At 71.3% G+C, this 25,247-nt stretch carries 19 protein-coding genes; 15 read left to right on the forward strand and 4 right to left on the reverse strand.

Features of this window, described 5'->3' with window-relative positions; translation table 11 throughout:
- The first annotated feature begins 39 nt into the window (after positions 1-39).
- From H7827_RS24030 to H7827_RS24045, 4 genes are read left to right on the forward strand one after another with little or no spacing between them, the layout of a single operon-like run.
- Positions 40-963, forward strand: coding sequence for a branched-chain amino acid ABC transporter permease (locus tag H7827_RS24030; protein WP_030734803.1), 924 nt, complete (start codon positions 40-42; stop codon positions 961-963).
- Entirely contained in the window at positions 960-2,303 is a 1,344-nt protein-coding gene (locus H7827_RS24035; protein WP_432747315.1) for a branched-chain amino acid ABC transporter permease, read from the forward strand. Before H7827_RS24030 ends, H7827_RS24035 begins: the two co-directional genes overlap by 4 nt.
- Complete coding sequence (locus H7827_RS24040) at positions 2,303-3,208, forward strand: ABC transporter ATP-binding protein (RefSeq protein ID WP_030734078.1); 906 nt, start codon at positions 2,303-2,305, stop codon at positions 3,206-3,208. Before H7827_RS24035 ends, H7827_RS24040 begins: the two co-directional genes overlap by 1 nt.
- A gap of 7 nt (positions 3,209-3,215) precedes the next feature.
- Entirely contained in the window at positions 3,216-3,986 is a 771-nt protein-coding gene (locus tag H7827_RS24045) for an ABC transporter ATP-binding protein (protein ID WP_364244073.1), read from the forward strand.
- Between the two features lie 37 nt (positions 3,987-4,023).
- On the opposite strand, the gene H7827_RS24050 is transcribed toward H7827_RS24045, so the two are convergent.
- Both H7827_RS24050 and H7827_RS24055 read right to left on the reverse strand, forming a co-directional pair.
- Positions 4,024-4,521 carry a PaaI family thioesterase gene (locus H7827_RS24050; RefSeq protein ID WP_432747316.1) on the reverse strand — a complete coding sequence of 166 codons (498 nt, stop codon included), beginning with the start codon at positions 4,519-4,521 and terminating at the stop codon, positions 4,024-4,026.
- A 79-nt stretch (positions 4,522-4,600) separates the two neighbouring features.
- Positions 4,601-6,892: an FdhF/YdeP family oxidoreductase gene (locus H7827_RS24055; RefSeq protein ID WP_432747317.1), complete on the reverse strand. Its 2,292-nt coding sequence runs from the start codon at positions 6,890-6,892 to the stop codon at positions 4,601-4,603.
- Positions 6,893-7,056: 164 nt separating this feature from the next.
- Between H7827_RS24055 and polA the strand changes: the two genes are divergently transcribed.
- From polA to coaE, 5 genes are all read left to right on the forward strand, one after another.
- Positions 7,057-9,765 carry a DNA polymerase I gene (polA, locus tag H7827_RS24060; RefSeq protein WP_432747318.1) on the forward strand — a complete coding sequence of 903 codons (2,709 nt, stop codon included), beginning with the start codon at positions 7,057-7,059 and terminating at the stop codon, positions 9,763-9,765.
- A 268-nt stretch (positions 9,766-10,033) separates the two neighbouring features.
- Positions 10,034-11,509, forward strand: a complete 1,476-nt coding sequence (locus tag H7827_RS24065) for a lytic murein transglycosylase (RefSeq protein ID WP_432747319.1) — start codon at positions 10,034-10,036, stop codon at positions 11,507-11,509.
- Between the two features lie 396 nt (positions 11,510-11,905).
- Positions 11,906-13,417, forward strand: coding sequence for a 30S ribosomal protein S1 (gene rpsA, locus H7827_RS24070; protein ID WP_200367988.1), 1,512 nt, complete (start codon positions 11,906-11,908; stop codon positions 13,415-13,417).
- Positions 13,418-13,611: 194 nt separating this feature from the next.
- On the forward strand, positions 13,612-14,562 hold the full coding sequence (locus tag H7827_RS24075; protein ID WP_432748048.1) for a proteasome assembly chaperone family protein: 951 nt from the start codon (positions 13,612-13,614) through the stop codon (positions 14,560-14,562).
- A 14-nt stretch (positions 14,563-14,576) separates the two neighbouring features.
- Positions 14,577-15,173, forward strand: coding sequence for a dephospho-CoA kinase (gene coaE, locus H7827_RS24080; RefSeq protein ID WP_432747320.1), 597 nt, complete (start codon positions 14,577-14,579; stop codon positions 15,171-15,173).
- A 76-nt stretch (positions 15,174-15,249) separates the two neighbouring features.
- Here the strand turns inward: coaE and H7827_RS24085 are convergent, their stop codons facing one another.
- A complete protein-coding gene (locus H7827_RS24085; RefSeq protein WP_432747321.1) occupies positions 15,250-16,503 on the reverse strand; it encodes an FUSC family protein in 1,254 nt (417 codons plus the stop codon).
- 82 nt (positions 16,504-16,585) lie between these two features.
- On the opposite strand from H7827_RS24085, the gene H7827_RS24090 reads away from it, so the two are divergent.
- Positions 16,586-17,725, forward strand: coding sequence for a glutathione-independent formaldehyde dehydrogenase (locus H7827_RS24090; protein ID WP_386541975.1), 1,140 nt, complete (start codon positions 16,586-16,588; stop codon positions 17,723-17,725).
- Positions 17,726-17,867: 142 nt separating this feature from the next.
- Positions 17,868-18,746, forward strand: a complete 879-nt coding sequence (locus H7827_RS24095) for an SAM-dependent methyltransferase (protein ID WP_386541977.1) — start codon at positions 17,868-17,870, stop codon at positions 18,744-18,746.
- Here H7827_RS24095 and H7827_RS24100 read toward each other — a convergent pair.
- On the reverse strand, positions 18,739-19,722 hold the full coding sequence (locus tag H7827_RS24100; protein ID WP_432748049.1) for a zinc-dependent alcohol dehydrogenase family protein: 984 nt from the start codon (positions 19,720-19,722) through the stop codon (positions 18,739-18,741). The two genes, H7827_RS24095 and H7827_RS24100, sit on opposite strands and share 8 nt — an antisense overlap.
- A gap of 127 nt (positions 19,723-19,849) precedes the next feature.
- Here H7827_RS24100 and H7827_RS24105 point away from each other — a divergent pair, with 127 nt between their 5' ends.
- From H7827_RS24105 to H7827_RS24120, 4 genes are all read left to right on the forward strand, one after another.
- Positions 19,850-21,124 carry a VWA domain-containing protein gene (locus H7827_RS24105; RefSeq protein ID WP_200367992.1) on the forward strand — a complete coding sequence of 425 codons (1,275 nt, stop codon included), beginning with the start codon at positions 19,850-19,852 and terminating at the stop codon, positions 21,122-21,124.
- Complete coding sequence (locus H7827_RS24110) at positions 21,124-21,954, forward strand: hypothetical protein (RefSeq protein WP_432747322.1); 831 nt, start codon at positions 21,124-21,126, stop codon at positions 21,952-21,954. The genes H7827_RS24105 and H7827_RS24110 overlap by 1 nt, the downstream gene beginning before the upstream one ends.
- Before the next feature lie 154 nt (positions 21,955-22,108).
- Positions 22,109-24,820, forward strand: coding sequence for an ATP-binding protein (locus tag H7827_RS24115; protein ID WP_432747323.1), 2,712 nt, complete (start codon positions 22,109-22,111; stop codon positions 24,818-24,820).
- A gap of 46 nt (positions 24,821-24,866) precedes the next feature.
- Complete coding sequence (locus tag H7827_RS24120; protein ID WP_432747324.1) at positions 24,867-25,235, forward strand: 6-pyruvoyl trahydropterin synthase family protein; 369 nt, start codon at positions 24,867-24,869, stop codon at positions 25,233-25,235.
- Positions 25,236-25,247 lie beyond the last annotated feature (12 nt).

Below are 25,247 nucleotides of genomic sequence, written 5' to 3' on the forward strand. Positions count from 1 at the left end.
CGCTCGCTTTGTCTCCGTTCCCACAAGGAAGTCAGCTCCATGTCCCTCCAGGATTTCTGGGACGTTCTCGTCCTCGGGGTGGTGCTCGGCTCGCTCTATGCCGTCATCGCCATTGGTTACACCCTTGTTTACGGTGTTCTTCAGCTTCTGAACTTCGCGCACAGCGAAGTGTTCATGTCCGGCGGTTTCGGCGGACTCATCATTTTGACGATCGTGGTTCCGGCCGCCGATCCCAGTGGGATCCAGTCGGTGGGATATGTGCTGCTCGGCATCGCGGCGGGGGCGTTGATCGGTGGCGGTGTGGCGTTCGGTCTGGAACGGGTGGCGTATCGCCCGTTGCGCAGACGGGGCGCGCCGCGGCTGGTGTTCCTGATCACCGCGATCGGTGCGTCGTTCTTCATCTACAACCTGGCGGGGAAGGTGTTCGGCCGCAACGCGGCGCGGATGCCGACGATGTACGAGAACAAGACGCTGTTCACGCTGTTCGGCACGCCGATCAATGTGACGCAGGCGCTGGTGGTCGCGTCGGCGGTGCTGATGCTGATCCTGGTGGACTTCGTGGTGAATCGCACCAAGCTGGGGTCGGGTATCCGGGCGGTGGCGCAGGACCCGGAGGTCGCGTCGCTGATGGGGGTGAACATCGACCGGGTGGTGTCGCGGACCTTCGTGCTGGGCGGCCTGATGGGTGGTGTGGCCGGCTTCCTGTACGGGACGACGACGCAGGTCTGGTACACGATGGGCTTCCTGCCGGGCATCACGGCGTTCGCCGCGGCGGTGCTGGGGGGTATCGGCAATGTGCGCGGGGCGATGCTCGGTGGTCTGCTGCTGGGTGTGGTTGAGGCCATGACGGTGGAGATCTGGGGCGATTCCTGGCGTTACGTCGGGGCGTTCGCGGTGTTGGTGGCGGTGCTGATGTTCCGTCCGACCGGAATTCTGGGCGAGCGGGTGGCGAGGACGGCATGAGCACGGTGAAGGAAACGAAGGGCAGGGGCTCCGGCGGGGAGCGGATGCCCTCGGCCGCGAAGCTGCGGCAGGTGCGCTGGTATCAGGAGCCGCGCTGGAAGCGGCTGGGTGCGCTGCTGGTGCTGGCGGTGGTCGGCGCGCAGGTGACCGGGGTGCAGGGCACCTCGACGGATCTGTTCTACGCGCTGGGGGAGAATTTCACCGGTTCCGGGATCTGGATCTGGCTGGCGCTGTGTGTGGGTGTGTGGCTGATCCGGGAGTTCCTGAGCGCGCCGGTGAACAGTGCCTGGACGTCGGTGCGGGATCAGGTGTCGCCGCCGGTGGCGCGGGTGCGCGGGGTGTGGCAGGGCGATCCGCGGCTGCGGTACGGCGGCGGGGGTGTGCTGCTGATCGTGCTGATCGCGCTGCCGTTGTGGGTGTCGACGTACTGGCAGCAGGTGATGGTGGACCAGATCGCCATCTTCGTGCTGCTGGCGATCGGTTTGAACGTGGTGATCGGCTGGGCGGGCATGCTGGATCTGGGCTTTGTGGCGTTCTTCGCCATCGGGGCCTATTCCGCCGCGTACTGGACGGGTTCGCTGCCGGTCGAGCCGCCGATGGTGCTGAACACCTTCCTGGTGATCCCGATCGCGATCGTGACGTGTCTGCTGGCGGGGGTGCTCCTGGGGGCGCCGACGCTGCGGCTGCGGGGTGACTATCTGGCGATCGTGACGCTGGGCTTCCACGAGATCGTGTACCTGGCGGCCCGTAACTGGACGGATTTCACCGGTGGTTCGCGCGGTGCGCGGATGTCGGAGCGGTTCGTGATCGATCTGGGGTTCTGGCGTTTCGAGTGGGGTCTGGATCCGAAGCCGTACTACTGGCTGCTGCTCGGTTTCATCGTGGTGATCATCTTCCTGTTCCTGCGGCTGGAGCACTCGCGGGTGGGCCGGGCCTGGACGGCGATCCGGGAGGACGAGGTGGCGGCGGCCGCGACCGGTGTGAACACGGTGCGGATGAAGCTGTTGGCGTTCGGCATCGGGGCGTCGACCTCGGGTGTGGCCGGGGTGGTGTACGCGAGCAAGGTGGCGTACATCTCGCCGGAGAACTTCGTGCTGCTGATGTCGATCCTGGTGCTGGCGTACGTCATCTTCGGTGGCATGGGTTCGGTGCCGGGTGTGCTCGCGGGGGCGGCGCTGCTGGTGTGGCTGCCGGAGTTCCTGCGCGATTCGGTGGATCCGCAGGACCGTTTCATGTATCTGGGCGCGCTGCTGGTGATCATGATGATCTACCGGCCGCAGGGTCTGCTGCCGTCCAAGCGCAGACAGCGTGAGCTCCAGCTGGCGGAGGTGAAGGCGTGATGGCCGCGGCGGAGCGGATCCAGGAGACGCGGCCCGAGGTGGCCGCGGAGAACGTGCTGGAGGTTTCGGGTGTCACCCTGCGGTTCGGGGGCCTGACGAGCCTGAACGATGTGGCGCTGTCGATGGGCCGCGGGGAGATCCTGGCGATCATCGGGCCGAACGGCGCGGGCAAGACGTCGTTCTTCAACTCGCTGACCGGCGCGTACATCCCGCAGGAGGGTTCGATCGGGTTTCTGCCGCGCGGCGGCGGCCGGCACGAGTTGCGGGGCTGCAAGCCGCATCTGGTGTCGCGGCGCGGGGTGTCGCGTACGTTCCAGAACATCCGGCTGTTCGGGGCGCTGACGGCGCTGGAGAACGTGAAGATCGCGGTCGAGACGCGGCAGAAGACGGATGCCCTGTCGATCATGCTGGGGCTGCCGCACGCCCGGCGTGCGGAGCGGGAGAGCGACCGGCGCGCGCACGAGGTGCTGTCGTTCGTGGGCCTGGAGGGCCGGCTGAACGAGCTGGCGTCCTCGTTGAGTTACGGCGAGCAGCGGCGTCTGGAGATCGCGCGGGGGCTGGCGACCGATCCGGAGCTGTTGCTGCTGGATGAGCCCGCGGCGGGTACGAACCCGACCGAGAAGCGGGATCTGGAGGATCTGATCCGCCGGATCAACACCGATCTGGGCGTGAGCGTGCTGCTGATCGAGCACGACATGCGGCTGGTGATGTCGGTGGCGGACCGGGTGGTGGTGCTGAACTTCGGCAAGAAGATCGCCGAGGGCACGCCGGCGCAGGTGCAGCGGGATCCGGCCGTGATCGAGGCGTATCTGGGCGCGTCGGCGGAGGAGGACGCGGCGGCGGTGGCCGATGTGGTGGCCGCGCAGGCGGAGTCCGAGGGCGATGTGGCCGAGGGTGAGAGGTGAAGGGCGCATGAGTACGCAGCTGGAGAAGGACCCCGTGGGGGGTCCCACGACGGACGCACCGGCGCCGGCGCTGCTTGAGCTGCGCGATCTGCATGTGTTCTACGGTGCGATCGAGGCGCTCAAGGGTGTCGAGCTGACGGTGGCCGAGGGTGAGGTCGTCGCCCTGCTGGGCGCGAACGGCGCGGGCAAGTCGACGACGCTGAAGACCGCTTCGGGGATGCTGAAGCCGCGTTCGGGTGAGGTGGTGCTGCGCGGGGAGCGGGTGGACGGCATCCCCTCGCACGAGCTGGTGAAGTTCGGCATCGGCCATGTGCCGGAGGGCCGGCGGGTGTTCGCCCGGATGACGGTGCTGGAGAACCTGCAGATGGGCGCGTACCGGCTGCGCCGCCCCGATCCGGCGGACCTGGACCGGGTGTTCACGCTGTTCCCGCGGCTGGCGGAGCGCCGCAAGCAGGTGGCGGGGACGCTGTCCGGTGGTGAGCAGCAGATGCTGGCGATCGGGCGGGCTCTGATGGGCAAGCCGGAGCTGCTGTTGCTGGACGAGCCGTCGATGGGTCTGGCGCCGCTGATCGTGCAGCAGATCTTCGACATTCTGCGGGAGATCAACGAGCAGGGCACGACGCTGCTGCTGGTGGAGCAGAACGCCTCGCAGGCGCTGCAGTTGGCCGACCGCGGCTATGTGCTGGAGACGGGTGCGGTGGTGATGTCGGACGAGGCGTCCGAGCTGTTGTCGCACCCGCGGGTGCGGGCTGCGTATCTGGGGGAGGCCGCCGAGTAGCGGCCGCCCCCCGATGTGCCGGGCCCCGTCTTCCCGTTCAGTGGGAGGCGGGGCCCGCGGCGTCCGTGTTGCCGTTGGGTGCGGCGGGGCGCAGGGCACAGGTGAGGCGTGCGGTGCACACCCGCTTGCCGCTGTCGTCGGTGATGACGATCTCGTAGGTGGCCGAGGTGCGTCCGGCGTGCACGGGGGCGGCGGTGCCGGTGATGGTGCCCGAGCGTACGGCGCGGTGGTGGGTGCAGTTGAGGTCGACGCCGACGGCGATCTTCTGCGGGCCGCCGTGCAGCATGGCGCCGACCGAGCCGAGGGTTTCGGCGAGTACGGCGGAGGCGCCGCCGTGCAGCAGCCCGTAGGGCTGGGTGTTGCCCTCGACGGGGAGGGTGCCGACGACCTTGGCGGGGGCGGCCTCCAGGACGCGCACGCCCATGCGTTCCCCGAGGGCGCCGGCGGAGAACAGCCGGGGCAGGTCGAAGCCCAGGCCGGCCCACTGTTCGATGGTCTCGTGCGGGAACCGGGTGCTGGTGGTCTGGTCGGTCATGGCGGTACGGCTCCGATCGTGCGTCGCTTGTGGCGCGTGGGTCGTGACATGACGGGACGGTGGTCCGTACAGCGTTGTATCAGGTGGCGTCGGGGCCGGTGGGGGTGAGGCGGACGATGAGGGATTTGCTGGTGGGGGTGTTGGACCTGTCGGCGGTGGAGTCGAGCGGGACGAGCACGTTGGTCTCGGGGTAGTACGCGGCGGCGCAGCCGGGCGCGGTGGGGTAGTGCACGACGCGGAAGCCGGGGGCGGTGCGTTCGCTGCCGTCGGTCCACTCGCTGGTGAGGTCGGCGTAGGAGCCGTCGGGCAGGCCCAGGCGCTGGGCGTCCTCGGGGTGGACGAAGACGACGCGGCGGCCGTTCTTGATGCCGCGGTAGCGGTCGTCGAGGCCGTAGATGGTGGTGTTGTACTGGTCGTGCGAGCGCAGCGTCTGGAGCAGCAGCCGGCCTTCGGGGACGTGGGGCCAGGTGAGCGGTTCGGCGGTGAAGTTGGCCTTGCCGGTGGCGGTGGGGAAGGTGCGGCTGTCGCGGGGCGGGTGCGGGAGGGCGAAGCCGCCGGGCTGGGCGACCTTGGTGTTGAAGTCGGTGAAGCCGGGGATCACGCGGGCGACGGCGTCGCGGATGCGGCCGTAGTCGGCGGCGAACTCCTCCCAGGGGGTGGCGCTTCCGGGGCCCAGGACGCGGCGGGCGAGGTCGCACAGGATGGCGGTCTCGGAGCGCAGCTGGGGTCCCGCGGGGGCGAGCCGGCCGCGGGAGGCGTGCACCATGCCCATGGAGTCCTCGACGGTGACGAATTGTTCGTCGCCCTCGGGGGAGCGGTCGCGTTCGGTGCGGCCCAGGGTGGGGAGGATGAGGGCGCGGCGGCCGGTGACGCAGTGCGAGCGGTTGAGCTTGGTGGAGATCTGCACGGTGAGCCGGGCCCTGGTGAGGGCGGCCTCGGTGAGGTCGGAGTCGGGGGTGGCGGAGACGAAGTTGCCGCCGACGGCGAAGAACACCTTGACGCGGTCGTCGCGCAGCGCGCGGATGGTGTCGACGACGTCGAGGCCGTGCTCGCGCGGCGGTGTGAAGCCGAATTCGCGTTCCAGGGCGTCCAGGAGTTGCGGGGTGGGGCGTTCGACGATGCCCATGGTGCGGTCGCCCTGGACGTTGCTGTGGCCGCGCACGGGGCACACGCCGGCGCCCGGTCGGCCGATGTTGCCGCGCAGCAGGAGGAAGTTGACGATCTCCTGGATGGCGGGCACCGAGTTCTTGTGCTGGGTCAGGCCCATGGCCCAGCACACGATGATGCTGCGTGAGGCGAGGATCATCTCCAGGGCGGACTCGATGGCCTCGCGGGTGAGCCCGGTGGCCTCCAGGGTCTCGTCCCAGGTGGCGGTGCGGGCGGCGGTGGCGAAGTCCTGGAAGCCGTGGGTGTGGTCGCGGATGAACGCGTCGTCGGTGGCGCCGTCGCGTTCCAGCAGCAGTTTGTTCAGCAGCCGGAACAGGGCCTGGTCGCCGCCGATCCGGATCTGCAGGAAGAGGTCGGTGAGGCTGGTGCCGGGGCCGGCCAGGCCGCGCGGGGTCTGCGGGTTGTGGAAGTTCTGCATCCCCGCCTCGGGCAGCGGGTTGATCGTCATGATCTTGGTGCCGGCGCGCTTGGCGCCCTCCAGGGCGGTCAGCATCCGCGGGTGGTTGGTGCCCGGGTTCTGTCCGGCGACGATGATCAGGTCGGCCTTTTCGAGATCCTCCAGCAGCACGCTGCCCTTGCCCACGCCGATGGTGTCGCCCAGGGCGTAGCCGGAGGACTCGTGGCACATGTTGGAGCAGTCCGGCAGATTGTTGGTGCCGAACTCGCGGGCGAACAGCTGGTAGACGAACGCGGCCTCGTTGCTGGTGCGGCCCGAGGTGTAGAAGGCGGCCTCATCGGGCGAGTCCAGCGCCTTCAGCTCGTCGGCGATCAGGTCCAGGGCGGCGTTCCAGCCGATCGGGGTGTAGTGGGTGGCGCCCTCGGCGAGGTACATCGGCTCGGTGAGCCGGCCCTGCTGCCCGAGCCAGTAGCCGGAGCGCTCGCGCAGTTCGGCCACCGGGTGCTCCGCGAAGAAGGCGCGGGTGACCCGCCGCAGGGTGGCTTCCTCGGCCACGGCCTTGGCGCCGTTCTCGCAGAACTCGGCGGTGTGGGTCTTGCCCGGCTCCGGCCAGGCGCAGCCGGGGCAGTCGAAGCCGTTCGGCTGGTTGACGCGCAGCAGGGTGAGCGCGGTGCGCCGTATCCCCATCTGCTGCTGGGCGGCGCGCAGGGCGTGGGTGATCGCCGGCAGGCCGACGGCGGATTCCTTCGGGGCACTGACCTCCGGGGCGTCCTGGACCGGATCGGCGGCGGGCGGCTTGGCGGGCATGGGGCGGCTCCCTTGACCTTGACGGCGGGTGACGGCTCGGTACGGGGTCGGACATGATCGTGCCATGCCGGGTGGCGGCGGGCACCGTGCGGGGCCGCGCGGGGTGCACACGGCGGATGTCGTCGCAGGCGGGGACTGTCAGTGGTCCGTGGGAGGATCGCTGTGTGGCTGAGAACGCATCGCAAACCGAGACGACCCCGGCGCCGCGCCTGCTCCTGCTGGACGGGCACTCGCTGGCGTACCGCGCGTTTTTCGCGCTGCCCGCGGAGAACTTCACGACGGCCGTGGGGCAACCGACGAACGCGATCTACGGCTTTGCCTCCATGCTGGCGAACACCCTGCGTGATGAGCAGCCCACGCATCTGGCGGTGGCGTTCGATGTCTCGCGCAAGACCTGGCGCTCGGACCGTTACGACGGTTACAAGGCGACCCGTTCGGCGTCCCCCGACGAGTTCAAGGGGCAGGTGGAGCTGATCGGGGAACTGCTGGACACGATGCGGGTGCGCCGGTTCGCGGTCGACGGTTTCGAGGCCGACGACGTGATCGCCACCCTCGCGACCAGGGCGGCCGACGAGGGTTTCCACGTGTCGATCGTCACCGGGGACCGGGACTGCTTCCAGCTGGTGAGCGACCGGGTCACGGTGCTGTATCCGACGAAGGGCGTCTCGGAGCTGACCCGGTTCACCCCGGAGAAGGTCGAGGAGCGGTACGGGCTGACCCCGGCCCGCTACCCGGACTTCGCGGCCCTGCGCGGCGACCCGTCCGACAACCTGCCCGGCATCCCGGGGGTGGGGGAGAAGACGGCGGCGAAGTGGATCCACCAGTTCGGTTCGCTGGACGAGCTGCTGGAGCGGGCGGACGAGGTGAAGGGGAAGGCCGGCGCCAATCTGCGCGAGCACCTGGACTCGGTCCGGCTGAACCGGGAGCTGACCGAGCTGGTGCGGGACATGGAGCTGGAGTGCGGCCCGGTGGACCTGGTGCGCTCGCCCTATGACCGCGAGGCCATGACGGTCCTGCTGGACGTCCTGGAGTTCCGCAACCCCAGCCTGCGGGAGCGGCTGTTCGCGGTGGACCCGGGCGCCGAGGGCGAGGAGACGGTGCTCGCCGAGGGCGTCACCGTGGAGGGCACGCTGCCGGCGGCCGGCGAGCTGGGGGCGTGGCTGGCCGGGCACGGCGGGCAGCGGCTGGGTGTGGCCACCCTGGACGACTGGAAGCTGGGCGCGGGCGCGGTGCGCGCCGTGGCGCTGGCGACCGGTGAGGGGCCCGCGCTCTGGTTCGACCCGGCCGCCATCGACGCCGACGACGAGCGGGCGTTCGCCGCCTGGCTGGCCGACGCCGACCGCCCGAAGGTGGTGCACGGCGCCAAGGGCCTGCTGCGGGTGTTCGCCGAGCACGGCTGGGGCCTGGCCGGGGTCGGTATGGACACCGCGCTCGCCGCCTACCTGGTGCAGCCGGGGCGCCGCTCCTTCGCGCTGGACGCGCTGAGCGTGGAGTTCCTGGGCCGGGAGCTGGACAAGCCGGAGGACGACGGCGGCCAGCTGGCGTTCGGCGCCGACGACGAGGCCGAGGCGTACAACCTGATGCGCCAGGCGCGCACCGTGCTGGACCTGGGCGCGGCCTTCGAGGGCCGGCTCACCGAGGTCGGCGCCACCGGGCTGCTGCACGATCTGGAGCTGCCGGTCTCCGCGCTGCTCGCCCGCATGGAACGGTCCGGCATCGCCGCCGACCGGGCCCATCTGGAGCGCATGGAGCAGCGGTTCGCCGCCGCCGTGCAGCAGGCGGTGACCGAGGCGCACGCCTCGGTGGGCCACGAGTTCAACCTCGGGTCGCCCAAGCAGCTCCAGGAGGTGCTCTTCGGCGAGCTGGGCCTGCCGAAGACGAAGAAGACCAAGACCGGCCTCACCACGGACGCCGACGCCCTCGCGTGGCTGGCGGGGCAGACCGAGCACGACCTGCCGGTGATCATGCTGCGCCACCGGGAGCAGGCGAAGCTGCGCACCACGGTGGAGGGGCTGATCAAGACGATCGCCTCGGACGGCCGGATCCACACCACTTTCCAGCAGACGGTGGCGGCCACCGGCCGGCTGTCCTCCACCGACCCCAACCTGCAGAACATCCCGGTCCGTACGGACGAGGGGCGCGCCATCCGCGGCGGCTTCGTGGTCGGCGAGGGCTTCGAGACGCTGCTGACCGCCGACTACAGCCAGATCGAACTGCGGGTGATGGCCCATCTGTCGGAGGACGCCGGGCTGATCGAGGCCTTCACCTCCGGGGAGGACCTGCACACCACGGTGGCCTCGCAGGTCTTCGGCGTCGGCAAGGACGCGGTGGACGCGGAGATGCGCCGCAAGATCAAGGCGATGAGCTACGGCCTGGCGTACGGGCTCTCGGCCTTCGGGCTCTCCCAGCAGCTGTCGATCAGCCCCGACGAGGCACGGAAGCTGATGGACACCTACTTCGAACGCTTCGGCGGGGTACGGGACTACCTCCAGCGCGTGGTGGACGAGGCGCGGGCCACCGGGTACACCGAGACGGTGCTGGGCCGCCGCCGCTATCTGCCGGACCTCACCAGCTCCAACCGGCAGCGCCGCGAGATGGCCGAGCGGATGGCGCTGAACGCCCCGATCCAGGGCACCGCGGCGGACATCGTGAAGATCGCGATGCTGCGGGTGGACGAGGCCCTCACCGAGCGGCGGCTGACCTCGCGGATGCTGCTCCAGGTCCACGACGAAATCGTGCTGGAGGTCGCGCCGGGCGAACACGAGGCGGTGGAGGCACTGGTGCGTGAACAGATGCCGAACGCGGTCAGCCTGCGGGCGCCGCTGGATGTCTCGGTCGGCTGGGGCCCGACGTGGGAGGCGGCCGCGCACTGAGCGGGGCGGGGGAGAGACCACAGGGCGGGGCCGTGCCGGCGGGGTGCCGGTGCGGCCCCGCCGGTGCGTCGGCGGGCTCCCGTGGTCCGCGGCGGCCTTCGGTGGGGCGGTGGCCCGGCCGTACCCGGGCGGGAAACCCCAAGTTCCTCAAAGTGTCACGGGGTTGGGACAGATGCGCAGGGTCGGACGCCTGCGGGCAGGGGTGTTCGCACGTATCGTAATGTCGAATTCGTCGATGGGGACTTGGCGTGATCGGGAGGGGACGCGTGTGACGTTGCGCATCGGGAAGATCCGCAGGGGGATATCCGGCTCGGCCGTGGCGGCGGTCGCCATGGCCGCGCTGACCGCCTCCCAGGCGTCCGAGGTGCTGGGCGCCGAGCCCGCGGCCGAGCAGGACCCGAGGGAGAACACCGCACAGGGGGAGCCGGAGTACGCGCAGGAACATCTCGGCCTGCCCTATCACACCGATCTTCCGCCACTGCTCCCGATCGGCCCGGCGGAGCCGCCCCTGGACCTCGGGTACGACCCGGAGGGTGAGGGCGAGGCGGGCGGCGGTGGCGGCCTCGTCGGAGCCGCGGAGGCCGGGATCCCGGCGACCGTCCTGGACGCGTACCGGCAGGCCGAGGCCGCGGTGGCACGCTCCACCCCCGGTTGCGGACTGGACTGGCAGGTCCTGGCGGCGATCGGCAAGGTCGAGTCCGGCCATGCGAGCGGCGGCCGGGTGGACGCCGACGGCAATACCCTCAACCGGATCACCGGACCACAGCTCAACGGCAACGGCTTCGCCCGGATCCTGGACACCGACGGCGGGCGCTGGGACGGCGACCCGGTCTTCGACCGGGCGGTGGGGCCGATGCAGTTCATCCCCTCCACCTGGGCGATGTGGGGCGCGGACGGCAACGGGGACGGCGTCAAGGACCCCAACAACGTCTACGACGCGGCTCTGGCGGCCGGGAACTATCTGTGCGCCGGCGGTCGCGACCTGACCACCGAGGACGGCCTCAACCGCGCGCTGCTCAGCTACAACCACTCGTGGGACTACGTCCGCACGGTGCGCTCCTGGCTCGACTTCTACTACGAGGGCACCCACGAGGTTCCGGACGGCACGGGCCGGCTGCCCACCAGTCCCGGCCCCGGCAGGCCCTCGGACGGCGGAGGGGACGCCGGGCGGGAGCAGAACGCGGAGCGCGAGCCGCAGGCCCCCGGCGCGGAGGAGGGGAAGCGGCCGTCCGGCCAGAAGCCCGCCGCGCCGAAGCCCGCGGACCCCATCGAGGGCGGCATCAAGCCCATCGGCCCGCCTCCGGCCCCGGACCCGGGCCCGAGCGAACCGCCCGGGGAGGACCCGGACACCGAGGACCCGGACACCGAGGACCCGGACACCGAGGAGCCCGGCACCGAGGACCCGGATCCGGAGAACCCCGAGGAGCCGGGCGAGCAGCCCGAGTGCCCCGTGGACCCGGACGAGGAGGAGCCCGGCGAGGACGCCGGCACCGAGGACGGCGCGCAGGAGAGCGAGGACGCCTCTCCCGGCACGGACGGAACCGGTGACGCGGACGACGAAGGCACCGAGGACGACGGGGAGGAGTCCGAGGAGTCCGAGGACCCCGAGGGGATCGAGGGCTGTGACGACGCCGAGGACACCGACGAGGACGGGGACGAGGACGCCGGCGACGAGGAGGGGGACGCCTCGCAGGGCGAGGACCCCGTGACACAGAGCGCCGCGCCGCTCACCCGCCGCGTCTGATCCACCCCCACCGCGCACGGCGCGTCCGGGCCACCGCGGCACCGGGCGCGCCGTTTGCGTACGGTCCGCGGCGCGCCACGCCCGGTGAGAGGGTGATGTACGTCCCGCCCGACCCGTGAACTGCCGGTTTTGGCTGGATATCGCATGGCGTGGGGCGAACCACGCATTGACCCCGCCCCGATGCGCCCGTATGCTATAAGACGCGCTGCGGGCCTGTGCGCCTCGGACGGAGCAGGCCGCGCTCGCATCTGTTGTATGTCCCCTCGGTTTACGGGGCGCTTCCGGAAAGCAACTTCTGGAGAGCGCTTCTCAGGCTGTCCGGCTTCGGCAGTGCGATACGGGCCCCATGCGTAGCAGTGCCTACGACACCCTGTCCGTACCGGAGCCCTTTACCACATGACGAGCAGCACCGAGACCACCGTGACCACCCCGCAGGTTGCGGTCAACGACATCGGTTCCGAGGAAGACTTCCTCGCCGCGATCGACGAGACGATCAAGTATTTCAACGACGGCGACATCGTCGACGGCGTCATCGTGAAGGTCGACCGGGACGAGGTCCTGCTCGACATCGGCTACAAGACGGAAGGGGTCATCCCCTCCCGCGAGCTGTCGATCAAGCACGACGTGGACCCCAACGAGGTCGTGGCCGTCGGTGACGAGATCGAGGCCCTTGTTCTCCAGAAGGAGGACAAGGAAGGCCGTCTGATCCTGTCCAAGAAGCGCGCGCAGTACGAGCGTGCCTGGGGCACCATCGAGAAGATCAAGGACGAGGACGGCATCGTCACCGGTACCGTCATCGAGGTCGTCAAGGGTGGTCTCATCCTCGACATCGGCCTCCGTGGCTTCCTGCCGGCGTCCCTGGTCGAGATGCGTCGCGTCCGCGACCTCCAGCCGTACGTCGGCAAGGAGCTCGAGGCCAAGATCATCGAGCTGGACAAGAACCGCAACAACGTGGTCCTGTCCCGCCGCGCCTGGCTGGAGCAGACCCAGAGCGAGGTCCGCCAGACCTTCCTCACCACCCTCCAGAAGGGTCAGGTGCGCTCCGGCGTCGTCTCCTCCATCGTCAACTTCGGTGCCTTCGTGGACCTGGGCGGCGTGGACGGTCTGGTCCACGTCTCCGAGCTGTCCTGGAAGCACATCGACCACCCGTCGGAGGTCGTGGAGGTCGGCCAGGAGGTCACCGTCGAGGTCCTCGACGTCGACATGGACCGCGAGCGCGTCTCCCTGTCGCTGAAGGCGACCCAGGAAGACCCGTGGCAGCAGTTCGCCCGCACCCACCAGATCGGCCAGGTCGTTCCGGGTAAGGTCACCAAGCTGGTGCCCTTCGGTGCGTTCGTCCGCGTCGACGAGGGCATCGAGGGTCTGGTCCACATCTCCGAGCTGGCCGAGCGCCACGTGGAGATCCCGGAGCAGGTCGTCCAGGTCAACGACGAGATCTTCGTCAAGGTCATCGACATCGACCTGGAGCGCCGCCGCATCAGCCTCTCGCTGAAGCAGGCCAACGAGAACTTCGGCCCGGACCCGCTGGCCGTCGAGTTCGACCCGACCCTGTACGGCATGGCCGCGTCCTACGACGACCAGGGCAACTACATCTACCCCGAGGGCTTCGACCCCGAGGCCAACGACTGGCTGGAGGGGTACGACAAGCAGCGCGAGGAGTGGGAGCGCCAGTACGCGGAGGCGCAGACCCGCTTCGAGCAGCACCAGGCGCAGGTCGTCAAGTCCCGCGAGGCGGACGCCCAGGCCGAGGCCGAGGCGGCGGGTGCCGGTGTTCCGGCTCCGCAGTCCGGCAGCGGCGGCGGCGGCGGGGGATCGTACTCCTCCGAGGGCGCTGAGGACACCGGCGCGCTGGCTTCCGACGAGGCGCTGGCGGCGCTCCGCGAGAAGCTGGCCGGCGGCCAGAGCTGAACGCTCACCGCTGATCCCGCCGACTGAGGTGGGCTGACGCCGTCAGGGCCCGCACCCCATCAGGGGTGCGGGCCCTGACGCATGTCCGGAACGGGGCGGGGCCCGGCGGTACAAGCGGGCTCGAACGGGAATGCCTTGCTGTCACGGGGCGTTCTGCACTGTGCACGCAAGACGGCGGAAGGGGTGCGGTGACGGTGCGGGATCCGCAGGAGTTGTACACATGGGACGCTCGTGGTCTCCGGGTGGCCGAGCAGAGCGCGGACGGAGTGGGCGGCGCCGGGCCGGTGCTCATCCACCAGTTCGAGGGCTTCATCGACGCGGGGGAGACCGGAACGCAGCTGATCGAGCAACTGCTGGACGGCCGCCCCTACACCACGGTGGCCCGGTTCGACCACGACCGGCTGATCGACTACCGGGCGCGGCGCCCCGCGATGACGTTCCGGCGCGACCGCTGGACGGCGTACGAGACGCCGGCCCTGGAACTGCGCCTGGTGCACGACGACACGCATCAGCCGTTCCTGGTGCTGTCGGGCCCGGAGCCCGACGTGGAGTGGGAGCTCTTCGCGGCCGCCGTGCGGCAGATCGTGGAGCGGCTGCGGGTACGGCTCGCGGTGACCTTCCACGGCATCCCGATGGGGGTGCCGCACACCCGGCCGGTGGGGCTGACGCCACACGGCAACCGGACGGATCTGCTGCCCGGGCACCGGGGCATGTTCGACGAGGCGCAGGTGCCGGGGAGCGCGGCGGCGCTGGTCGAGCTGCGGCTGGCCGAGGCCGGGCACGATGTGCTGGGGGTCGCGGCCCACGTACCGCACTACATCGCGCGCTCGCGCTACCCGGACGCGGCGCTGGTGGTGCTGGAAGCCGTCACCGGGGCGACGGGCCTGGTGCTGCCGCAGGTGGCGCACGCGCTGCGCAACCGGGCGCTGAAGACCCAGAACGAGATCGAGCGGGAGCTCGCCGAGGGCGACTCCGAGCTGGTGGCGGTGGTACGCGGCCTGGAGCAGCAGTACGACGCGCTGGCGGGGGCGGCGACACGCGGCTCGCTGGTGGCGGAGCCGGCCGAACTGCCGTCCGCCGACGAACTGGGCGAGGTCTTCGAGCGGTTCCTGGCCGAGCGGGAGCAGGGGGACGGCGACCGGTGACGTAGCCTGCGGGCATGCTGAGCGTGGGACTGACCGGCGGGATCGGGGCGGGCAAGAGCGAGGCCGTGCGGCTGCTGGCCGCGCACGGCGCGGTGATCGTGGACTCGGACCGGATCGCGCGGGAGGTGGTGGCGCCCGGCACGCCGGGGCTGGCGGCGGTGGTCGAGGAGTTCGGGCCCGGAGTGCTGGCGGCCGACGGGACGCTGGACCGGCCGGGTCTTGGCCGCGTCGTCTTCGCCGACCGGGAGCGTCTGGCGGCACTCAACGCGATCGTGCATCCGCTGGTCGCGCGGCGCTCGGCGCAGTTGCAGGCGGAGGCCCCGGAGGACGCGGTGGTGGTGCACGACGTGCCGCTGCTGACCGAGAACGGGCTGGCGGACCGGTACGACCTGGTGGTGGTCGTGGATGTGGCGCCCGAGGTGCAGCGGGATCGGCTGGTGCGGCTGCGGGGGATGAGCGAGGAGGACGCCCGGGCCCGGACGGCGGCCCAGGCCGGCCGCGAGGAGCGGCTGGCGATCGCCGATGTGGTGCTGCACAACGACGGCACCCGGGAGGACCTGGCGGAGCAGGTCGACCGGCTGTGGGAGCGGATCGGCGCCGGACGGGGATGAACGGGGACATCCCGGTGGGTTTGGGCGGGGGCCCGTACCCCGGTGAGCGTGCCAGGGCCCGGAGCGTTCCGGGGGCTCACTCGGAACGTTTGATCCGGATTCTGGCCTTGCGGCGCAGCCGCCGCATCCGGTCGCTGCGCTCCCGCGAGTAGCGGTCCAGCTCCTCCATCACCCGCAGGGACCGCTTCTCCACGTCCAGCTCGTCCAGCATCCGGTCCGCCTCGGCCAGCATCGAGCCGTGGAACTGCCACTGCCGGGGATGCTCCTGCACCCCCGCGAGCATCAGCCGTGCCAGCCGCTCCCGGCTGGCACGGCTGGCCTCCAACTGCTTGATGAGGTTGTCCTCCGCCTCCTCCGCGGCGGCGTTCACCTGGCTGGTGATGAGCGTGGCGAAGCTGTCCACGGCGCTCGCCAGGTGCGCGAGCAGATCGCGCAGTGCCGGGCCCACGTCCGGGGGGACCAGGGGCTCGCCTGTGCGCCGGGCGGCGATGTCCGTCTGGGAACGGGACATGGTGCGCAGGATGACGGCGCAGACCTCCAGGGTGTCCAGGCCGGTGCGCAGCACGATCCGGGTCAGCAGGCCCTCCTTCACCCGCGGGTTCAGCCGCAGGCTCTCCTCGGCCTGTTGCAGTGAGGCGTCCACGTAGGTGATGTCCTGGTCGAGCCGCCGGGCCTCGTCCAGCTTCTGCTCCGCGCGGGTGACGGACAGCCGCTGGGTCTCCGACTGTTCGGCCAGCCGCAGCAGCAGATCGCGCATCCGGGCCGCGAGGTCCTCGATGTCCTCGCCCGCGGTCTGCACCCACACCGGTGGCACGAAGATCACGTTGAACAGCAGCCCGACCACCGCGCCGATCAGGGTCTCGGCGACCCGGTCCCAGGCGGTCTCGGCGACCTGCGCGACGCCGAGCACCAGCATGGCGCTGATGGCCACCTCGGGGACGAATTCGCTCACCCGCACCACGTGCCCCACGGACAGCGCGCAGAGGATGAGCAGGCCCAGGCTCCACCAGCTGAGTCCGACGATGGCGCTGAAGCCGGCCGCCACGACGACGCCGGCCACCACGGCGCCGACGCGCCGGACGCCGCTGGTGATCGTCGCGTACAGGGTGACCTGGACGACGAGCAGGGCGGTGAGCGGGGCGAGCAGCGGAGCGCTGACGTTGGTGAGCCACAGCGCGGCGAGGTAGGCGAGGGTGGCGGCGGCGGTGGAGCGCAGCGTCTGGGCGACGACCGGCTCCCGGCTGCCGCGCTTGGCGAGGTCGACGACTTGCTCGGACAGATCGGGCACGCTGCCGCCCTTCTGGTGCTTCTTCCCGCCGTTCACACCCATGTGGCTGGACCAGATACCACACCTTAATATGACAAAAAGGATGGCAGCCATTGGTCGGGGGCCACACAGCAGGGAGGACCCAGTGAAGGCGGTTGTGTATCAGGAGCCTTTCTCCGTCGAGGTCAAGGACGTCGAGGACGCCCGAATACAGGCGCCGAACGATGCCATCGTCCGGGTGACGACGGCGGCGATCTGCGGGTCCGACCTCCATATGTACGAGGGCAGGACAGGCGCCGAGCCGGGCATCGTCTTCGGCCACGAGAACATGGGCATCGTCGAGGAGGTGGGATCCGGCGTCACCACCGTCAAGAAGGGCGACCGGGTCGTGATGCCGTTCAACGTGGCCTGCGGCTTCTGCAAGAACTGCCTGGCCGGCAGGACCGGCTTCTGTCTGACGGTCAACAAGGGGTTCGCGGGCGGCGCGTACGGCTATGTGTCGATGGGGCCCTACATGGGCGGCCAGGCCGAGTACCTGCGGGTGCCGTACGCCGACTTCAACTGTCTGCAGCTGCCGATGGGGGAGGAGCACGAGGACGACTTCGCGCTGCTCGCGGACATCTTCCCCACCGGCTACCACGCCGCCGAGATGGCACAGGTGTCCCCGGGGGAGTCGGTGTGCGTCTTCGGCGCGGGGCCGGTGGGCCTGATGGCGGCCTACTCGTCGATCCTGCGCGGCGCCGCCCAGGTGTTCGTGGTGGACCGCCAGCCCGACCGGCTGCGGCTCGCGGAACGGATCGGTGCCGTCCCCATCGACTTCGCTCAGGGCGATCCGGTCGAGCAGATCAAGGACCGCACCGGGGGCGAGGGCACCGACAAGGGCATCGACGCGGTCGGCTACCAGGCCACGGTGCGCGAGGGCGACGAGCAGCCGGCGGTGGTGCTCAACACGCTGATCGAGTGCGTGCGGCCCACCGGGATGCTCGGCGTCGTCGGCCTGTACGTCCCGGCCGACCCCGGCGGCCCCTCGGAGAGCGCCAAGCACGGAGAGCTGCTCTTCAAGATGGGCCGCTTCTTCGAGAAGGGCCTGCGGATGGGCACCGGCCAGGCCAATGTGAAAGCGTACAACCGGCAGCTGCGGGACATGATCGTCGCCGGCCGGGCCACCCCGAGTTTCCTGGTCTCCCACCGGCTGCCGCTGAGCGAGGCCCCCGACGCGTACCAGCACTTCGACCAGCGGGACGACGGCTGGACCAAGGTCCTTCTCAAGCCGGCCATGGCCTGAGCGGAATCCTGACGTCAACCTGCCCGCCGCACCGTCCACCGTGCGGGTGAATCGGGATGCGGCGGGCACTGGGGCGGGCGGCGTGCGGGCAGGTTCGGGGCGGCGAGCAGAGCTGCCGCCGACCGGAAGGGGGAGCGAGACGATGCCGGAGACCACGGACACCGGGCTGCCGGGGGCGCCGACACCGCAGGCGGTGGGGGAGTTCTACGACGCGAACAACCGGGCGATCACCGAGATCTACGGTGGCAGCATGCACTACGGGTACTGGCTGGGCCCGGACGACACCAGCGACTTCGCCACCGCCGGGCAGCGCCTCACCGACCTCCTGATCGGCCGGCTGGGCGCCGGGCCCGGGGACGAGGTGCTGGACCTGGGCTGCGGCACCGGCGGGCCCGGCGTGCGGCTGGCACAAGCGACCGGCGCGCGGGTCACCGGCGTGTCCATCAGCGCCGGGGACATCGCCCTGGCCGGGGAGAGGGCGGAGGCCGAAGGGGTGGCGGGACAGGTCCGCTTCGAGCTGGCCGACGCCATGGAACTGCCCTACCGGGACGCCTCCTTCGACGCCGTGCTCGCCTTCGAGTCCATCGTCCACCTCCCCGACCGGGGCCGGGCCCTGCGGGAGATCGCCCGGGTGCTGCGCCCCGGCGGCCGGCTGGTCCTCACCGACCTGGTGGAGCGCGGCGCCCGGGAGGAGGACGAGCACAAGCGGCGCGCGGTCGCCGAGATGCTGGCGATCTGGCGGGCCGCCCCGATGACGCGCGCCGAGGACTACCCCGGTTTCGCCCGGGACGCCGGACTGGTGATCGACGAGATCGCCGACATCACCGAACACACCAAGTACACCGCCGCCCACATCTACACCGGCACCCGCGACCATCTGCGGCGGCACGGCGAACTCCCGCCGGACCTGGCCCGCATCCACGCGATGGGCGAGCACGTCGACTGGGCGGAGTTCACCGCGGCCGAGCAGAGCGACGGCATGATCATCGTGGTGGCGCACCGCCCGCACGCCGTCACATGAGCAGGACGGCCGCGCCGTTCACCCGGTCCGCCGCCAGGTCCTCCAGTGCGCGGTCGGCCTCCGCGAAGGGATAGGGGGTGACGGTCGTGCGCACGGAGTGGGCCTGTGCCGAGGCGAGGAAGGTCCGGCCGTCCTCGCGGGTGTTGGAGGTGACGCTGCGCAGCGTGCGTTCGTGGAAGAGGTGGCGCTCGTAGTCCAGGGCGGGGATGGGGGAGAGGTGGATGCCGGCGACGCTCAGGGTGCCGCCCGCGTCCAGCGCCGCCAGGGCGGTGGGGACCAGGTCGCCGGCCGGGGCGAACAGGATCGCCGCGTCCAGGGGTTCGGGCGGGGTGTCGTGGGCGCCGGCGGCCGAGGCGGCACCCAGGTCCAGGGCCAGCCGGCGGGCCTCGGCCGAGCGGGTGAGCACATGCACCGTGGCGCCCTCGGCCATGGCCACCTGCGCGGTCAGATGTGCGGAGCCGCCGAAGCCGTAGATGCCCAGCCGTCCGCCCGGCGGCAGTTCGGCACGGCGCAGCGCGCGGAACCCGATGATGCCCGCGCACAGCAGCGGCGCCAGTTCGGCGTCGGAGTAGCCGCCGGGCAGCGAGTAGGCGTACGGGGCCGGGACGGTGGTGTACTCCGCGTAGCCGCCGTCCGCGTCCCAGCCGGTGTAGCGCGAGTGCGGGCACAGATTCTCCCGTCCGTGCCGGCAGAAGCGGCAGTGCCCGCAGGTGTGGCGCAGCCACGGGACGCCCACCCGGGAGCCGACCGGATGGCCCTGGGCGCGCGGTCCGGCGGCGACGACCTCGCCGACCACCTCGTGCCCGGGAACCACCGGTGACCGGTGCGGCGGCAGGTCTCCGTCCCGTACGTGCAGATCGGTGCGGCACACCCCGCAGGCCCGCACCCGTACCAGCAGTTCGTCCTCGGCCGGGTGCGGCACCGGGAGTTCGGCCGCCTCCAGGCGGCCGGGGGTCCGTACCGTCCAGGCGCGCATCGTCGCGGGCACCGTTCCGGGGTTATCGGCAGTCATGTCCGACAAGGTAGTGGTGGCGGTGGTGGATTGGCCGGGAGGCGACCCGCTCGTTTTGAGATGCACACCTGACGGTCAATAGGATCCGCCAATGATCATAAGAAAGTGGTCGGTTGCCCTGAGCGGGTTGCTGACCGTCCTGATGGCGGGCGCGTTCGCGCCCAGCGCCCTCGCCGATGGTGTGGCGCGCGAGGGCGAGCCACCGCCCCGAGTGGAACTGGTCCTCGATGTCAGCGGTTCCATGAAAGAACGCGACATGGCCGGCGGGCAGTCGCGGATCGCGGCGGCCCAGCAGGCGTTCAACGAGGTGCTCGACGCGATGCCGGAGGAGGTGCACCTCGGCATCCGTACCCTGGGCGCCGGCAACCCCGGCGACGACAAGGTCGCCGGGTGTCTCGACAGCGACCAGCTGTACCCCGTGGGGCCGGTGGACCGTCTCGAGGCCAAGACCGCGGTGGCCACGCTGCGGCCCACCACCGGTTTCACCCCGATCGGCCTCGCGCTGCGCGAGGCCGACAACGACCTCGGCGACGACCCCGGCACCCGCCGGATCGTGCTCATCACCGACGGCGAGGACTCCTGCGGCCAGCCCGACCCCTGCGTGGTCGCCCGTGAACTGGCGGCCAGCGGTACCCACCTGGTCATCGACACCCTCGGCCTGACCCTGGACGACGCCGTGCGCGAGCAGCTCAGCTGCATCGCCGAGGCCACCGGCGGTACGTACACCGCCGTCCAGGACGCCGACCAGCTCGCCGACCGGATCGGGCAACTCGTCCGCCGCGCGGATGTGCCGGTGGAGAACCCGGCCGCCGTCGAGGGCGCCACCGTGTGCGCCGACGCGCCGCTGCTGGGCGCCGGGGTCTACATCGACCGCGCCGAGTTCGGCGAGCCCCGCTGGTACCGGGTGCCGGTGCGCCCCGGCCAGGAACTGCGGGCCTCCGTGAGCGTGGCCGCCGACCGGGCGATGGACCCCGACCACGGGGTGCTGCTGCGCGCGGTGAGCGAGGACGGCCAGGAGCTGACCCGTGGCACCGGCGCCGGCCACGGCCGTACCGATGTGATGTCCACCGGGCTGCGCTACCCGCTGCCCGAACCGGAGGAGGGCGATTCCTCCACCGCCGTCGCCGTGTGCCTGGAGGTCTCCAACTCCTTCTCCGTCCCCGAGGGCCAGCCCCGTACCCCCGGCCTGCCGGTGGAGCTGTCCGTCGACGTGGTGTCGGGACCCGACAACCCCTCGGACGTCGCGGCCTTCGGCCTCGCCCGGGGCTGGGTGCCGCTGTTGCTGCTGACCGTCGTCGGCCTGGTCGCCGGCGTGCTGTGGGGCCTGCTGGTCCGCATGGGGATCGCGCTGGGGAGGGCCCACTGATGCGACAGGGACTGCGACGTACGATCCAGGGCGCGGCGCTGCTGCCGCTCGTGGGGCTGCTGCTCACCGGCGCCGGAACGGGCACGGCCGCCGCCGAGGACCAGGCGGCCCCCGGCGAGGCGGGCACCAACTTCCGTACCGCCACCGTCATCGACCAGGACGAGAGCGCCACCGCCACGGCCTCGACCGGCGACTACCTGTACTGGACCTTCCCGGCCGGTGCCGGACAGACCGCCACCGCCGAGGCCACCGTCACCCTGCCTGACCCGGCGGCGCGCAGCGGCCCGGTCACCTGGCAGCTGGACGTGTACGACGGGCTGCGCCGCCGGCAGGCCTGCACCGAGGGGCAGCAGACGGTGACCGCGGCGGAGAGCGCCGCCTCGCTGACGCTGAGCTGCACCCTGCGCCCGGTGAAGGCGTGGTCGGAGCCGTGGGCGGACGACCCGCTGCCCGGCGCCTACTACCTGCGGCTGACCGTCGTCGAGCTGCCCGAGCGTGACCTGGGCCTCGGCGTCTCCACGCAGGTGCAGGTCACCGCCGTGGAGTCGGGTGGTGCGCGGGCGAGCGGCGGAGAGCTGTCCGAGCCGCTGATCCCGATGGCCAGGGCCGGTTCGATCGTCGACCTGGAGGCCGACCCGGACGCCGAGGACAGCGGTGACGACGACACGGCGGGCGGTGTGCGGCCGGTGGCGGTCAGCGAGCCCGAGTCCGGCTGGATGGGCTCGTGGTGGACCGATCGCTGGTTGTGGACGGCGGCAGGCGGCGTGCTGGGCGCGATCGCCGGCGTGGCCGGCTATGTGCTGATCCGGCCGCGGCACCGGGAGAGCTGACCCGGCACAGCGGGGTGTTCTCCACAGTCGGCCGCCGGGGCACGATAGCCTGGCGGCCGGCTCCGTTCCCGGCTGGTCACATACCGCGACCACCTCTGGTAAGTCCGCCGCGCCGGAGCGCCGTTGACGGCTGAGGGTGAAGCGGGGGACAACAATGCGCACCGCCTTTGTGGACCGGGTCGACTCCATGGGTGTGCTGCTGGAGGTGGTACACGGGCTGACGACCGGCAGGGGCCGGGCGCTGGTCGTGGAAGGCCCTTCCGGGATGGGTAAGTCCGCCCTGCTGAACGCCTTCGCCCACACCATCGAGAACGATCCGGAACAGCGCCGTGCCGTACGCCTGGTAACGGTCCGCTGCGCGCCCGATGTCGGGGACGCCGGCACCAGCCCGTACGCCCCGATGGCCGAGATTCTGCTGAAGCTGAACGGCCAGGCGGGGGCCTGGCGGCGCTGGCAGCGGGCCGCCGGAGCGCTCGGCCGCGGCATTCCGCGCCTGCTCGGCCAGTTCGTTCCCGGTGCGGGAGACCTCCTCGACACCGGCCAGGACATCGTGAAAGCGGCGCTGCGGACCGGCTCGATGCCGGGGGACAGCCTGCTGCCGCAGCAGGAGTCGATGGCCCTGCGCACCGCCGAGGCGCTGCTGGCCGAGGCCGCCGACGGCCGCCCCGCGCTGGTGCTGCTCGACGACATCCAGTATCTCGACCTCAGCAGCCTCCAGGTTCTGGACCGGCTGATGAGCGCGATGCCCGACGCCCCGCTCGGCCTGGTACTCGGGCACCGGATGGACGGGCTGGACAACGAGGGCGTGATCGCCGAACTCCTCCAGCGCTGGGAGTACGCCGGGACGCTGCACCGGGAGCGGCTGGGCGGACTGCCCGATGAAGCGGTGGCCCAGCTGGCCCAGGTACGGCTGACCGGGCGGGCCGTCTCCGCCGGCTTCGCCGCCCAGCTCGCCGAGGCGACCGAGGGCCATCCGATCTTCGTCGAACAGATCCTGCGCCAGCTGCCGCCGGGCGGCCTGGAGCGGGTACGGCTGCCGCACGATCTGCCGCAGGCGGTGCGCAACCGCTTCCGCGAGCTGGACCCGCCCACCCGGGAACTGCTTCGGGTCGGCGCGGTGCAGGGCCGGGCCTTCCTCTCCCGCACGGTCGCCGAGGTGGCCGGCATGTCCCACTCCGAGGCGGTGGAGCGGCTGCACCGGGTGGCGGCCGGCCGTCGGCTGATCCGCGAACGCACCGAGCGGGCGCCTGAGTGGGTACGGCGGGCCGGGTCCGATCTGTACGAGTTCGAACATCTGGCGTTGCGTGAGGGCATCTACCGGCAGGAGCAGTCCACTGCGCAGCGCGAGCAGCGGCACGCTGAACTGGCCGCCGCCCTGGGCAGGCTGACCGAGGAGTTCGGGGCGGACCAGGTGCCGTACGAACTGCGCAGGGACATCGCCGGACAACTGCGGGCCGCAGGGCCGCGCCGGCTGGCCGCCTCCGCCACCGCCCACCACGAACTGGCGCTGAGCGCCGCGCTGTCCGCCCTGTCCTTCGCGGACGCCGAACGCTACTGCGCGATCGCCATCGACGCGGCCCGCCGACTGCCCCCGGACGGCGGCGAACGCGACCGGGCGCTGGTGCGCTCGGTGGAACTGCTGCTCTCCCTCACCGAGGTCCGCTGGCGTGGCCACCGTGCGGCCCAGGGCACGGAGACCGACATCGACGCGCTGGCCGAGGAGGCGGAGGCGGCGGCTCGCCGGCTCGCCGACCGGCAGCTGATCGCCCGCACCGCCCTTCAGCGCGGCAAGACCCTGATGGCCACCCAGGGGCTGCGGCGCTCCCTGGAGAAACTGGCCGAGGCGGTGCGCCGGGCGCGGGAGAGCGGAGACCCGGTTCCGCTGTTCGTCGCCAAGGTCGAGTACGGGCGGCAGGTGTCCAAGCGCGATCTGGCGGCCGGGCTGCGCGAGCTGTCCGAGGCGGAGGAGCTGTACGCCAACGAGCCGCTGCTGGGCGCGTCCGACAACCCGGTGCTGCGGCACGCCCGCAACCTCAACGAGATGCAGCTGGGCGTCAGCCTTTTCGACGCCGGCCGGCTGGGGGAGGCGCTGAAGCGGTTGGAGGACTGCACAGGGCGACTGCGTGCCGAGTCGCTGCGCGCGGAGCTGCCGATCGCGTTCAACTATCTGGCGCAGCTGTACATCGCGCTGGGTGCCGAGCGCGAGGCCGCCGCCGTGCTGCGCGAGGCGCTGGCCTTCGAGGAGGAGCGGGGCGGGGACAGCGGCTGGCACGCGTACAACACGGCACTGCTGGCCCTGTTGCTCTCCCGTGATCCGGCCCGCCGCGTGGAGGCGCTGGAGCTGGCCGAGGCGGGCTGGCTGGAGACCCAGCGCACCTGGCTGGCGAATCTGGTGCCGATCGTGCGCAATCTGTACGCGGAACTGGTCCTGGACACCGCGCGTGGCCCCGCCGACCTGGAGTGGGCGCAGCGGCTTGCGGTGGACACGTGTGTGGAGACCGGCGGTCCGGACGGGAGCGGCATGGTGCGCAGCGAGGTCGCGGCGCTGGTGCTGCGTGCACGGATCAGGCTGCGGCAGGGCGCGGCGACGGAGGCCGCGGAGCTGGGCCGGGCGGCGCTGGCGCTCCTGGAGGAGCATGGGGACCTGCCGGCGCTGCGGACCGAGGAGGTGCTGTACTGGGCCGCCCGCGCCCTGGTGGCCGATGGGGCGGACGGCGCGCGGGAGGAGGCCGGGGCGCTGCTGGCGCGGGCGCGGGCGGTGGTGGCGCGCAAGGCGGAGAGCCTGGCGGAGCACCCGGAGCGGAGGGAGAGCTTTGCACGCGTGCCACTGAACCGGTGGATCACCACGGGCGAGGGATTGGGCTGACGGGTACGGTGCGAGCACAGGAGAACGCGGAAGGGGGTGGTGCCGGATGTTCATGATCAGCAAGGAGTTCCACTTCTCCGCGAGTCATGTCCTGGACCGTCTTCCCTCGTGGCATCAGTGCGCCCGGATGCACGGGCACAACTACGTCGTGGTGCTGGAGCTGTCGGCCCGCGCCGAGGACCTGACGGAGGCAGGCTTCGTCCGGGACTACCGTGATCTCGACCCGTTCAAGAAGTGGCTGGACGAGACGCTCGATCACCGGCATCTGAACGAGGCGATGGGGGCGAGCGTCTCGCCGTCGGCCGAGAACCTGGCGAAGTGGATCTTCGACGCCTGGGTGGAACGGGTGCCCGAGCTGGCGGCGGTGAGGGTATCGGAGACACCCAGGACATGGGCGGTGTACCGGCCGGATTGACCCCCGGGAGGA

Origin of the sequence: Streptomyces sp. JH002, from assembly GCF_050916115.1 — a bacterium.
GTDB classification, from domain to species: Bacteria; Actinomycetota; Actinomycetes; order Streptomycetales; family Streptomycetaceae; genus Streptomyces; species Streptomyces xiamenensis.

Bases quoted from the DNA above. Each gene is read 5' to 3' on its own strand.
- H7827_RS24030 (WP_030734803.1), top strand. From the start codon at position 40: ATGTCCCTCCAGGATTTCTGGGACGTTCTCGTCCTCGGGGTGGTGCTC.
- H7827_RS24035 (WP_432747315.1), top strand. From the start codon at position 960: ATGAGCACGGTGAAGGAAACGAAGGGCAGGGGCTCCGGCGGGGAGCGG.
- H7827_RS24040 (WP_030734078.1), top strand. From the start codon at position 2,303: ATGGCCGCGGCGGAGCGGATCCAGGAGACGCGGCCCGAGGTGGCCGCG.
- H7827_RS24045 (WP_364244073.1), top strand. From the start codon at position 3,216: ATGAGTACGCAGCTGGAGAAGGACCCCGTGGGGGGTCCCACGACGGAC.
- H7827_RS24050 (WP_432747316.1), bottom strand. From the start codon at position 4,521: ATGACCGACCAGACCACCAGCACCCGGTTCCCGCACGAGACCATCGAA.
- H7827_RS24055 (WP_432747317.1), bottom strand. From the start codon at position 6,892: ATGCCCGCCAAGCCGCCCGCCGCCGATCCGGTCCAGGACGCCCCGGAG.
- rpsA (WP_200367988.1), top strand. From the start codon at position 11,906: ATGACGAGCAGCACCGAGACCACCGTGACCACCCCGCAGGTTGCGGTC.
- coaE (WP_432747320.1), top strand. From the start codon at position 14,577: ATGCTGAGCGTGGGACTGACCGGCGGGATCGGGGCGGGCAAGAGCGAG.
- H7827_RS24085 (WP_432747321.1), bottom strand. From the start codon at position 16,503: ATGGGTGTGAACGGCGGGAAGAAGCACCAGAAGGGCGGCAGCGTGCCC.
- H7827_RS24095 (WP_386541977.1), top strand. From the start codon at position 17,868: ATGCCGGAGACCACGGACACCGGGCTGCCGGGGGCGCCGACACCGCAG.
- H7827_RS24100 (WP_432748049.1), bottom strand. From the start codon at position 19,722: ATGCGCGCCTGGACGGTACGGACCCCCGGCCGCCTGGAGGCGGCCGAA.
- H7827_RS24105 (WP_200367992.1), top strand. From the start codon at position 19,850: ATGATCATAAGAAAGTGGTCGGTTGCCCTGAGCGGGTTGCTGACCGTC.
- H7827_RS24110 (WP_432747322.1), top strand. From the start codon at position 21,124: ATGCGACAGGGACTGCGACGTACGATCCAGGGCGCGGCGCTGCTGCCG.
- H7827_RS24115 (WP_432747323.1), top strand. From the start codon at position 22,109: ATGCGCACCGCCTTTGTGGACCGGGTCGACTCCATGGGTGTGCTGCTG.
- H7827_RS24120 (WP_432747324.1), top strand. From the start codon at position 24,867: ATGTTCATGATCAGCAAGGAGTTCCACTTCTCCGCGAGTCATGTCCTG.